General features: G+C 66.0%; 11 protein-coding genes and 1 pseudogene. 4 read left to right on the top strand and 8 right to left on the bottom strand.

Translation table 11 applies throughout. From position 1 onward, the window contains the following. Positions 1-214: 214 nt before the first annotated feature. The 3 genes from LI94_RS17870 to LI94_RS17860 all read right to left on the bottom strand — a co-directional run bounded on the left by LI94_RS17870 (position 215) and on the right by LI94_RS17860 (position 2,365). Positions 215-694, bottom strand: coding sequence for a hypothetical protein (locus LI94_RS17870; RefSeq protein WP_036458119.1), 480 nt, complete (start codon positions 692-694; stop codon positions 215-217). A gap of 241 nt (positions 695-935) precedes the next feature. After that, entirely contained in the window at positions 936-1,760 is an 825-nt protein-coding gene (locus LI94_RS17865; RefSeq protein ID WP_024442836.1) for a hypothetical protein, read from the bottom strand. Next, positions 1,757-2,365 (bottom strand): TetR family transcriptional regulator, encoded by a 609-nt coding sequence (locus LI94_RS17860; protein WP_046302032.1) that lies wholly within the window; start codon positions 2,363-2,365, stop codon positions 1,757-1,759. The genes LI94_RS17865 and LI94_RS17860 overlap by 4 nt, the downstream gene beginning before the upstream one ends. Before the next feature lie 300 nt (positions 2,366-2,665). Here LI94_RS17860 and LI94_RS17855 point away from each other — a divergent pair, with 300 nt between their 5' ends. Further along, positions 2,666-3,700, top strand: coding sequence for an EcsC family protein (locus LI94_RS17855; protein WP_192830998.1), 1,035 nt, complete (start codon positions 2,666-2,668; stop codon positions 3,698-3,700). Positions 3,701-3,725: 25 nt separating this feature from the next. Here the strand turns inward: LI94_RS17855 and LI94_RS17850 are convergent, their stop codons facing one another. Both LI94_RS17850 and gdhA read right to left on the bottom strand, forming a co-directional pair. Then, entirely contained in the window at positions 3,726-4,055 is a 330-nt protein-coding gene (locus tag LI94_RS17850) for a DUF732 domain-containing protein (protein ID WP_024442833.1), read from the bottom strand. Positions 4,056-4,158: 103 nt separating this feature from the next. Further along, on the bottom strand, positions 4,159-5,508 hold the full coding sequence (gene gdhA / locus LI94_RS17845; RefSeq protein WP_024444031.1) for an NADP-specific glutamate dehydrogenase: 1,350 nt from the start codon (positions 5,506-5,508) through the stop codon (positions 4,159-4,161). Between the two features lie 157 nt (positions 5,509-5,665). On the opposite strand from gdhA, the gene LI94_RS17840 reads away from it, so the two are divergent. Continuing rightward, positions 5,666-6,691 carry a GNAT family N-acetyltransferase gene (locus tag LI94_RS17840; RefSeq protein ID WP_024444030.1) on the top strand — a complete coding sequence of 342 codons (1,026 nt, stop codon included), beginning with the start codon at positions 5,666-5,668 and terminating at the stop codon, positions 6,689-6,691. 42 nt (positions 6,692-6,733) lie between these two features. Next, on the top strand, positions 6,734-7,390 hold the full coding sequence (locus LI94_RS17835) for a DUF5642 family protein (RefSeq protein WP_024444029.1): 657 nt from the start codon (positions 6,734-6,736) through the stop codon (positions 7,388-7,390). Between the two features lie 9 nt (positions 7,391-7,399). Here LI94_RS17835 and LI94_RS17830 read toward each other — a convergent pair whose 3' ends face one another. The 3 genes from LI94_RS17830 to LI94_RS17820 all read right to left on the bottom strand — a co-directional run bounded on the left by LI94_RS17830 (position 7,400) and on the right by LI94_RS17820 (position 10,623). Beyond that, positions 7,400-7,999 (bottom strand): alpha-ketoglutarate-dependent dioxygenase AlkB, encoded by a 600-nt coding sequence (locus tag LI94_RS17830; protein WP_024444028.1) that lies wholly within the window; start codon positions 7,997-7,999, stop codon positions 7,400-7,402. A 67-nt stretch (positions 8,000-8,066) separates the two neighbouring features. Continuing rightward, on the bottom strand, positions 8,067-8,924 hold the full coding sequence (locus LI94_RS17825) for a hypothetical protein (protein ID WP_046302031.1): 858 nt from the start codon (positions 8,922-8,924) through the stop codon (positions 8,067-8,069). A gap of 139 nt (positions 8,925-9,063) precedes the next feature. Then, on the bottom strand, positions 9,064-10,623 hold the full coding sequence (locus tag LI94_RS17820) for a phospholipid carrier-dependent glycosyltransferase (protein ID WP_046302030.1): 1,560 nt from the start codon (positions 10,621-10,623) through the stop codon (positions 9,064-9,066). Between the two features lie 24 nt (positions 10,624-10,647). Between LI94_RS17820 and LI94_RS24635 the strand changes: the two are divergent. Next, a pseudogene (locus LI94_RS24635) lies at positions 10,648-10,795 on the top strand (hypothetical protein); the annotation flags it as partial.

Here is a 10,795-nt window from a genome sequence, read left to right as displayed (position 1 = left end):
CACCCCAACACCGGCAACGACACACCCCGAACGTGTCCGCCCAGTTCAACCCCGGTCCCGAAACCCCACCACCCCAGGGGACTTACCCGTTCGAGCTTGGGACCTCCGTGACACGGGGGTTGCCGGACTCGTCGATGTCGATGCCCACCGACCGGACGTTAATTCACTTACTTGTCCCTCCGGTTGGATCTCCGCAAATTCGCGATCTCAACCCTCAACCCTGGGGGCCGATAGGGGTGATGTGGTTGCTCAGTACCGGTCCGGAGTTGTTTGGGGGAGTGGCATTCTCGGGCGGCGGGGGCAGCGGGGCCGGGTCAGGCATGTGTCCTGGCTCGTCGGGCAGAACGTTGTCGGCGCGGACCTGGTAAGTCTCTTGGCTTGATATGTGGGTGCTGACCCAGCCACCGGGGTAATACGTGCAGTTGCTGTAGTACCCGCTGTTAGAGCAGCGGCTGGTCGCGTTCTCATAGTGGGCGGGAATCCCGATGATCCGGTCGCGTGTCCAATAGCCGTCTGGGCGGATCGGCGAATCGCAGATGACACGCGTCTCTCTGCCCAGAAACCCCCAGGGTCGGGAATCGCAGTTGGCGGGGATGTCGGCGCGAGCGACCGGCGGATTGTGGGCGCCCACGAAGGCAACTGCGCCGAAGGCGGCGATGGCGATGATTGATCTGGAGATCGGATGAGTAGACATGGGGAAGTAATCCTTCGAACTCGGCTTACAACAACACACGTTCTGGCGCGTCAGGCAAACAGTAGTTCACCCGGTGTTCACCTTAGCGTTACTTTTCGTTCACCGCGATTCGAAGGCGGACGGCGAGCATTACTGCTGATAGAGCCTCGTAGGCGGTTCTCGCCACGACTCCTGGCAACACGCGATGCCGTCGGCTATCGCAGAAGGGCTCGGATCGGCGAGCGAGCCGACCGGCGCGGCGCTAGGGGTGTGTCACGACGTAGGTCGGGTTGGTCAGCTCGGCACGGAGTTCTGCGAGGTCGAAAGGGCGATCCAGCCGGGCGCGTAGCACCTTGGGCTCGATCAGCATGTCGATCTCGGCTGTCTGTCGGGCGATCAGTCGCCCGATCAGCGGGTAGATACGGCGCATGATCGCCCGCTCGCCCGACGTGCAGCGCGATGCGCAGTAACCGACATGGCCGATTTCGTCGGTCAAAATCTCGCTATAGAGCAGTTCGATGCGTTCGGCGACTTCGGGCTCGTCGGCGAACAGCGCAGTGCCGGCGCGACGTAACTCGTCGAACATGATGCAGCCGGCCATCTCGGCCGCGCCGACGAACAGAAAACCGAGTCGCTCGGGGACGAATACGCCGGTCTTGACGAACTGTCGCATGACGAATCGCGGTGGAACAACTTGGAATGGCAGGCCGAATACGTCGAGCGCGTAGGCCAACAGTCTGGTGTGGTAATGCTCTTCGAGTTCGAGGTAGACGTTCTCGGGTGGCCGGTTGTCGTCACTGTTGCGCCCGTAAGTCTCGCCGAGTCCGACGCCGAAACGTTCTGCCTGATTGAGTTTGGCGGTTGCCAGCAGGAACAGCATGGTTTGGTCCAGGGCGCGATCGGGTCGCCGGCTGCGTAGGTTGCGAAGAAACGTCTTTCGGTCAACGGCTTTCGCTGACCGAACCGGATTGGCTTCGAGTCGACCGAAGAACTCCTCGCGGTTGGCCAACCGCCGATTCAACAGGTCCGCTTCTCCATCGCGCTGGCGCAAGTAGTCGCGGTATCCGTCAATTCCGGTGCCGTTCATCGGATCTCCATTCCCTTGACGATCATTGATACGTACCGATTCAGCAGTGTCGGATCGTGGGCTCCGGTGGATAACAGGGCGAAAAGACCGGTGAGGAAGAACGTTCCGAGTTCCGCGGCGTCGCTTTGCTGGGGAACTTGGTTGGCGGCCTGCGCTCGCACGATGAGGTCTACCACGAATTCCGCGAGCGGGTGCTGCCTCAATTCGTTCTCGACGGGGCGGGTGGAGGAGAAATGCAGGCCGAGCATGTCTTGGAATACCTCTGCTCCCAAACGGTGCTTGGCGCGCAGGACGTAATGGACGAGTCGGGAAAGAACCGACGTCAGATCGCCTTCGGCATCACCGAGTTCGCTGATGATCCGCGTCTCCTCGTTGTGTTCGACCTCGATCAGGACGTGTTCCTTGGTCGGAAAGTGGAAGTAGAACGTGCCCCGGGCCACGCCTGCTGCGGTGGCGATGGCGCTGACGTCAGCGCCGGCCAGTCCGTGCTGGCGGATCTCCGACACCGCGGCCTCAAACAGTCGCGACCTCGTCTCGAGTCGACGGGCCTCCCGGACGCCGGAGGCTGCCGATCGCGTCTTCTTGGGGACCCTGGCGGTCGTCATCTTCGAACGCTACCAGTAATTACTGACGACCGTCAATGACGATCGTCAGCGATTATGTGGTGTGGGTGGGTCGTGCGCCCTTTGGAACCGGCTGACGAGCGCACTGCGCGACAAGGGCCTTGCCGCAACGGAGGGACTCACCCCGCAAGGCAGGCGCTGGCAGAGGTCGAGCGTGACGACCCGATCCGCGCGCCGCCGCTGACCCAGGCCGTCGTGGCCGCGGGCGAGATCCCGCTTGGTTCGCCGATGGGCCTAGATCTTCGCCCCCCTCGACCGGCGGTGAGCGATAGGATTTTCGACGTGGCTCAGTCCCGTCGGCCGGTCATGTCCTCTTATGAGCGCAAGCAATGGGACGCGCTGCTGGAGGCGGCCACCGGCGCCGAACCGCCCGGATGGTTCGAAGGACTGAACCAGGGCATCGCCGATCGCGCCAAAGGCGTGGTCTCCCAAGTCCGCTCCGGGGTCGAGCGGGTCCCGGGCGTCACCGCGGCAATCGGCAAGTTGGACCAGGTCACCACCAAGGCGTTGGAAGCCTTGCACACCGTGCTGGTCGAGCGCGGGCTCAATTCGGTCAAACCGGCCAACGTCTTTGCGATGTTCGCCGATGAGGGCCTCACGGTGCGGTCCTACAGCGAGGTCAAGAACCTCGACCTGAAGCACTGCGACCACTCGGTCCCGCGCCGCAAGGAACGCTACGTTGCCCTGGCCATTGCCGAAGGCGCGGCGTCCTCGCTGGCGGTGACCGGTACGGCGGTGACCAGCGCGGTCACCGGCGGCACGACCATGACCGTCGCCGCCTCGGCCGTCGTGGCGGACGTGACCGCGGTACTGGTCGGCATGGGCCGGATCGTGGCATTGGTTGCGGCGCATTACGGTTACGACGTCCGCGAGCCCGACGAGCAGGCGTTCGCATCAGGGGTGATCGCCTATTCCTCCGCCGGCAACTCCGCGGAGAAGACCGCCGCCTTGGCGTCGCTGTCGCGTCTGACCCAGCAGATGATGCGGCAGGAGACGTGGCACCAACTACAGCCGCAGCAGGCGGACAACGTGATCAGTCAGGTCTCCATGGCGCTCGGCTTCCGCTTGGCCAAACGCAAGCTGGCGCAGGCAGTTCCGATCTTGGGTGCGGTGGTCAACGGCGGGCTCAACGCACGCATTGCCCAGCAGACCTTCGAACGCGCCCAGCAGGCCTACCGGCTGCGTTTCCTCACCGAGAAGTATGACCTGGACGCCGGGCTGTGGGAGCCGGCGGTGATCTCCGACGGCGATGTCGACATCCCGCTGATCGACGAGATACTCGACCGGTCCGCTCATCGGTTCCAACCCGGCGACTAAGACCTCCAGCAGCTGAACCGGCGAATCAGTGCAGGGTGTCAGGGCACAGTTCATGCTGCGCGATGTCGATCACCGGGCGCAGGTTGACAGTCAGATCGTCGACCATCGACGGTCCGCCGAATGACGGGCGACGCACGTAATCGTTGACGACCTGATCGACCGAGGAGCCGCTGCGAAGCTGGTTGCAGAACCGGTGTCCGGCCGACAGGCGCGCGTTGGGCGGACCGGACTTGAAGACACCGTTGGCGTCGAGTGCCGCGAGATAGCTCGCGTCGTCGGCGAAGGCCGGTGCACTGCCGAGTAAGGCGATGGCGGCGCTCCCGACGAACACGGCTGCACCCAGAATCCGATTCATACCGGCGATGCTAAGCGATCAGGGGTCGAAAGAACGTTGACTCTGCGTCCATGGCGGAGAAGTGCCCGAGTGCACCCCGCCATGGACGCAGAGTCAAAAGGAATTAAATGATGCCCAGCGCGGTCATCGCGTCGGCGACCTGGATGAAGCCGGCGATGTTGGCGCCCAGCACATAGTTGCCGGGGGCGCCGTACTCGTCGGCGGTGACCAGGCAGCGGTGGTGGATGCTCTGCATGATCGCGGCCAGGCGCTGCTCGGTGTACTCGAAGCTCCACGAGTCGCGCGACGCGTTCTGCTGCATCTCCAGTGCGCTGGTGGCCACACCACCGGCGTTGGCCGCCTTGCCCGGGGCCACCGTCACACCGGCGTCACCGAACAACTTGACGGCCTCCGGGGTACACGGCATGTTGGCGCCCTCGGCGACGATCTTGCAGCCGTTTTTGGCCAGCGTGGCGGCGTGGTTGCCGTCCAGCTCGTTCTGGGTGGCCGAAGGAAGCGCGATCTGGCAGGGCACGTCCCAGATGGAGCCGTCGCTGACGAACTGCGTCGCCCCGCCGCGGGCCTTGGCGTAGGCCTCGATCCGCTCGCGCTTGACCTCTTTGATCTCCTTGAGCAGCTCCAGGTCGATGCCCTTTTCATCGACGATGTAGCCGCTGGAGTCCGAAGCGGCCACCACGGTGCCCCCGAGCTGGTGGATCTTCTCGATGGCGTAGATCGCCACGTTGCCCGAGCCGGACACCACGGCCCGCTTGCCCTCGAAGGAGTCCTTGGAGGTCTTGAGGATTTCGTCGGCGAAGAACACCGCGCCGTACCCGGTCGCCTCGGTGCGGACCTGCGACCCGCCCCAGCTCAGGCCCTTGCCGGTCAGCACGCCCGACTCGTAGCGGTTGGTGATGCGCTTGTACTGGCCGAACAGGTAGCCGATCTCACGACCGCCCACGCCGATGTCACCGGCCGGCACGTCGGTGTACTCGCCCAGGTGGCGGTAGAGCTCGGTCATGAAGGACTGGCAGAACCGCATGATCTCGTTGTCGGAGCGGCCCTTGGGGTCGAAGTCCGACCCGCCCTTGCCGCCGCCGATGGGCAGGCCGGTCAGGGAGTTCTTGAAGATCTGCTCGAAACCGAGGAACTTGATGATGCCCAGGTACACCGAGGGGTGGAACCGCAGGCCGCCCTTGAAGGGGCCCAAGGCCGAGTTGAATTCCACCCGGAAACCGCGGTTGATCTGCACGTCGCCCTTGTCGTCCAGCCACGGCACCCGGAAGATGATCTGGCGCTCGGGCTCGCACATCCGCCGGATGACGGCGCGGTCTACGTACTCGGGGTGCTTGGTCACCACCGGGCCGAGGCTGCTGAGCACCTCGAAAACGGCCTGGTGGAACTCGGCCTCACCGGGGTTGCGCCGGAGCACCTCTTCGTAGATGTCGTGCAGCTTCGGATTCAGTTCGGTCATATTGGATGATCTCTTCCTCGCGTGTCGCAGTCAGCGGCCACAGGCTAGCGGCCAGAATCGCTAACGCCGAATCCTGGCCGTTACATCGTTGTTAAATCATTAACATTTGCGGGGCGCCGGTTAACCTAAGTTGGCGGACTAGGGGCGGAGCACTTCGATGGCGATGTCGCGGCGGGACCCGATTACCGCAGCGTCCGATGGAGCGCTACCCGCCGCTGACCTCGCCGAGATGGCGATCTTCGCCGGATGCTCCGCGGCTGATCTGGCTCCGCTGGCCGCCGGATTGCGTCCCCTGCAGGCACCCATCGGTGCCGAACTGATGCGGCAAGGCGAGCAGGCGCTGTCATTCCTCCTGATCTCATCGGGATCAGCCCAGGTCAAGCATATCGGCGACGACGGTGCCGTGGTAGTCAACGAGGTGGCGGCCGGCATGGTGGTCGGGGAGATCGCGCTGCTGCGCAAGGGCCTGCGAACCGCCACTGTCACCACCTCGACGCCGCTGACCGGCTGGATCGGCGACGAGCAGGCCTTCCACGCGATGGTGCATGTGCCCGAGGTCATGGGACGGCTGGTGCGCATCGCGCGCCAGCGCTTGGCCGCCTACCTCACCGCAGTGCCGATCCGGGCTCGTGACGGCACCGAACTGTTGCTGCGGCCGGTGCTGCCCGGCGACAGCGCGCGAACCGTGACGGGCCATGTCGAGTTCTCCGGCGAGACGCTCTACCGGCGGTTCCAGACCACCCGGATACCGAACCCGGCGCTGATGCACTACCTGTTCGAGGTCGACTACGTCGATCACTTCGTCTGGGTGATCACTGAACTCGACGGCTCGTTCGTCGCCGACGGTCGGTTCGTCCGCGATCCGGAGAATCCGACGTTCGCCGAGATCGCCTTCATCGTCGGCGACAGTTACCAGGGCCGCGGCATCGGTACCTATCTGATGGGAGCGGTGGCCGTGATCGCGCGGCTCGAAGGCATTGAGAAGTTCACCGCGCGGGTCCTGTCGGAGAATGCGCCCATGCGCGCCATCCTCGATCATCTGGGCGCCTACTGGGAGCGCGACGATCCGGGCGTCGTCACCACCGTGCTCGATGTGCCTGGCGAGGAGCAGTTGCCGTTCGGCCGCGCGATCGCCGATCAGATCAAAGAGGTTGGCCGCCAAGCGATCCAAGCTGTGGGGTAACCGCTGCCAACGCCGCAGGTCGCGTTGGGTAAATTGGCTGCGATGTTGACCCTTCGCGCGGTACTGGCCATCGGCTGCGTCTGTTTGCTTGCCGCTTGCAGCTCCAGCCCCGCCGAGGTGTCCGCCGACATCGGCAAGGTAGTCGAGCTCAGGTCGTCATTCGGCCCGGAATTCGAGGCCAAGGCCGTCCCACGCACCGGGATCGACCCCAAGCTGCTGGCGGGCACCGCGTTGCCCTCGGGCCTGACCTTCGATCCCGCCGACTGCTCGAAGTTCGCCATAAGCCAGCAGCTGCCGCAGGGTGTGCAGGGCAACATGGCCGCCGTTGCCGCCGAAGGCCAGGGCAACCGGTTCATCACCATCGCCCTGGAGACCTCCGAGCCGGTTTCAGTCAATGAGCCGGGCCGCACCTGCCGGCGGATCGGCTTCTCCGGGGGTGCGATGCGCGGCTTGATCGAGACCGTCGACGTGCCGCACATCGACGGGGTGAAGACCCTGGGTGTGCACCGGGTGATCGAAGCCGTCGCCGGGGGCAAGCCCCGCGTCGGTGAGCTGTACAACTACTCGGCCTACTTCGGGCCCTACCAGGTGCTGGTCACCGCCAACTCGCTGGTGCGGCCGGGCGAGCCCATCGCCCCGGTAGACACCGCCCGTGCCCGCGAGCTGTTGGTGGCCGCGGTCGACGCGATCCGGAACTAGCGCGTTCGCTCAGCGCACGCCGCGCGGGCGGAACTGAATGCTGATCCGCGGGCCGGTGGGCGTGGCCGTCTTGGGAATGGAGTGCTCCCAGGTCCGCTGGCACGAGCCGCCCATCACCACCAGGTCGCCGTGGTGTTGCGCCAAGCGCAGGGCCGCGCCGCCCCCGCGTGGGCGCAGGGCCAGCGTGCGGGTGGCGCCGACGCTGACGATCGCGACCATGGTGTCCTGGCTGGCGCCGCGGCCGAGGGTGTCGCCGTGCCAGGCCACGCTGTCGCCGCCGTGGCGGTAGAGGCACAGCCCCGCCGTGGTGAACGGCTCGCCGAGTTCCCCGGCGTAGATGTCGTTCAACCGGCGGCGCAGCTTGGCGATCACCGGGTGCGGCGCTTCGCCGGTCGCCAGGTCGTGGAAGCTCACCAATCTCGGGACATCGAGCACCCGGTCATACATCCGGCGGCGTTCGGCCCGCCACGGAATCACCGACTGCAGCTCGCTGACCAGTTCGCTGCTTTCCTCCGAGAGCCAGCCCGGCCGAACGTCGAGCCAGGCGCCCTCACCGAGTTGTCGGCGTTCGCTGAGGTCGAACAGCGACTCCTGTACCGGTATCGCCACGCCCGCAGTTTATCGCACACCCGTTCGATTCGTCGAGATTGCGTCTACGGCTGTTCGCGGCCCGATTTCACGACCCAGTACGCAATCTCAACGGCTGGCCGCGGCGGGCGAACGCCTCCGACAGCCGATGCAGGATGAAACTCTGGCTATGTTCGGCCACCACCTGCAGGTCTATCCACCCCTGGCCGTAGAGCAGCTCAGCACGCCCGATGCCGTGGACGTACTGCGCTCGATCCGTGCTGTGGTGTTTGCCCTCGTAATCCAGGCCGATCTTCGTCTCGTCGTACCCCATGTCGATGAAGGCGTTGTTGAAGCCATCGCTCACCCGGATCTGTGTCCTGGGCCGCGGAAGCCCCGCGTCGATGAGCAGAAGCCGCAGCCAGATCTCTCTGGGCGATTCGCCGCCGGGGTCCATCAGGTCGAGTGCACGTATTGCCCGACGCAATCCGCGCGCCTTGCGATGCCGCTCGATCAGCACCAGGACGTCGCGAGCCTGAACACCGGTGGCACGGCTCAACGAATCGAGGTGCCGCACGGCCAGGTCGCGGGGTAGATGCCGGCCGAGGTCCAGCGCCGTACGCGCCGGACTGGTCACCAGCATCCCGTCGACGTCGACCAGCTCGTCGGCGTCGATGCGTTCGTTGCGCACGATGATTCCCGTCGGTGGCCGGCCGTTGCGCCAGATCATCTCGATCGGCGTAGCCGCGTCGATCCACCGGGCGCCGTGCAGTGCCGCCGCGGCACGGCCCGCGATCACGCCCCTGCGCCCCGACCACAGCCAGGCGCCCACGGTACGGGCGCGCAATGTCGGTGACGCCTCCTTTGGCAGGTAGACGTCGGGGAAGAGCGCGGAGTAGTTCCACCGCAGGGTGCCGCGAGTGAGGCCGCCGGCGAGCGCCTCGGTTCCCTTGAACACCTCGAACATGGGTCGATGGTGGTGAGGAGCACCGACATCTAGAGGCCCGCGCGTTCAGATTGCGCGCAGGGCTGTGGATAAGTTCCGCCCGCAGCCCTGCGCGCAATCTCACGCGACGAAGGACGCGACGACGCACGCGGCGACGCTGCTACGACCAGCTGGGCAGCCAGATCTCCATGTTCCAGGTGGCCGGGGAGATCGGCACCCCGGTCAGAATCGGATACAGCCAGGCGAAGTTGGTCAGCACCAGCGCCACGTAGCCCGCCACCGCAAGCAGACCGAGCGCCCACCGCTCCTCGGTACGGGTTCTGCCGTTGTTGATGATGTCGACGCAGATCAGGGCCAGCAGCATCGCCAGAAACGGCGCCATCGGCACCGCGTAGAAGAAATACATCTGCCGGCCGATGCCGGCGAACCAAGGCAGCCAACCAGCGCAGTAGCCCGTCAGCGCCGCGGCGTAGCGCCAGTCGTGGCGCACCAGGCTGCGCCACAATGCGTAGCCCAGCACCGGCACGGCCAGCCACCACATCGCCGGCGTGCCCACCAGCATCACCGCCTTGACGCAGGACTGCGCGCCGCAGCCGGGCACGTCGTGCTGGTCGATCGCATAGAGCACCGGGCGCAGCGACATCGGCCACGTCCACGGCTTGGACTCCCACGGGTGGTGGTTGCCGGCGGCGTTCGTCAGCCCGGCATGGAAGTGATACGCCTGGTAGGTGTAGTGCCACAGCGAGCGCAGCGCGTCGGGAATCGGGAACCGACTCTCGAAGCCGATCGACTGGCCGACTTCATGGCGGTCCACGCCGGTCTCGGAGGCGAACCATGGCGTGTACGACGCCAGATACACCCCGAACGGGATGAGCGCGAACACATACGCCGTGGGACCGACGTCGCGGCGCAGCGTCCCCAGCCAAGGCCGCCGCACCCGGTACTGCCGGCGGGCGGCCACGTCGAACGCCAGCGACATCGCCGCGAAGAACACCACGAAGTACAGGCCGGACCACTTGGTGGCGCAGGCCAAGCCGAGCAGCACCCCGGCGCCGAAGCGCCACCAGCGCACCCCGAGTCGAGGGCCCCACGGGGTTGCGCCGCAGCGGCCTTCCGTCAGCACGGTATGCATCCGCATCCGCACCTGGTCGCGGTCGACGATCAGTGCCCCGAACGCGGCCACCACGAAAAACGTCAGGAAGCCGTCCAGCAGCGCCGTGCGCGCGGCGACGAAGCTGACCCCGTCGCCCACCAGCAGCAGCCCGGCGATCCCGCCGGCCAGCGTCGAGCGGGTCATGCGCCGCACGATCCGCACCAGCAGCGCTATTGCCAGCACGCCGAGCAGTGCGCTGGTGAACCGCCAGCCCAGCCCGTTGTAGCCGAACAGCGCCTCACCGATCGCGATCAGCTGCTTGCCCACCGGCGGGTGCACCACCAGGCCGTAGCCGGGATTGTCCTCGACCCCGTGGTTGTGCAGCATCTGCCAGGCCTGCGGCGCGTAGTGCTTCTCGTCGAAGATCGGGGTGCCGGCGTCGGTCGGCGTGTAGAGGTTGGAAAACCGGGTCACCGCGGCCAACAGCGTGACTGCCGCGGTGACGGCCCAGCCCCGGACCCGGTCGGTCGGGCCGAAATCGGCGACCGGCACCAGCAGCCCCGGGCTGATCACCGGAGCAGAGCGCTCCGGCACGGCCGCGGGCCTGGTAGCGGTCGGAGCGCTCATTCCGACGATCGTAGGCTGTGCGCCATGCCCGATGGTCGATTGCTGCTGGGTGCCACCCCGTTGGGCCAGCCCGGTGACGCGTCGTCGCGGCTGGTCGAAGCGCTGCGTACCGCTGATGTCGTGGCCGCCGAGGACACCCGCCGGGTGCGGACGCCTGTCTCTTATACACATC

Source organism: Mycobacterium sp. UM_Kg27, from assembly GCF_000972905.1.
Taxonomy (GTDB): domain Bacteria; phylum Actinomycetota; class Actinomycetes; order Mycobacteriales; family Mycobacteriaceae; genus Mycobacterium.
This window is presented reverse-complemented; position numbering and strand designations above follow the sequence as displayed.

Bases quoted from the DNA above. Each gene is read 5' to 3' on its own strand.
- LI94_RS17870 (WP_036458119.1), bottom strand. From the start codon at position 694: ATGTCTACTCATCCGATCTCCAGATCAATCATCGCCATCGCCGCCTTC.
- LI94_RS17865 (WP_024442836.1), bottom strand. From the start codon at position 1,760: ATGAACGGCACCGGAATTGACGGATACCGCGACTACTTGCGCCAGCGC.
- LI94_RS17860 (WP_046302032.1), bottom strand. From the start codon at position 2,365: ATGACGACCGCCAGGGTCCCCAAGAAGACGCGATCGGCAGCCTCCGGC.
- LI94_RS17850 (WP_024442833.1), bottom strand. From the start codon at position 4,055: ATGAATCGGATTCTGGGTGCAGCCGTGTTCGTCGGGAGCGCCGCCATC.
- gdhA (WP_024444031.1), bottom strand. From the start codon at position 5,508: ATGACCGAACTGAATCCGAAGCTGCACGACATCTACGAAGAGGTGCTC.
- LI94_RS17840 (WP_024444030.1), top strand. From the start codon at position 5,666: ATGGCGATGTCGCGGCGGGACCCGATTACCGCAGCGTCCGATGGAGCG.
- LI94_RS17835 (WP_024444029.1), top strand. From the start codon at position 6,734: ATGTTGACCCTTCGCGCGGTACTGGCCATCGGCTGCGTCTGTTTGCTT.
- LI94_RS17825 (WP_046302031.1), bottom strand. From the start codon at position 8,924: ATGTTCGAGGTGTTCAAGGGAACCGAGGCGCTCGCCGGCGGCCTCACT.
- LI94_RS17820 (WP_046302030.1), bottom strand. From the start codon at position 10,623: ATGAGCGCTCCGACCGCTACCAGGCCCGCGGCCGTGCCGGAGCGCTCT.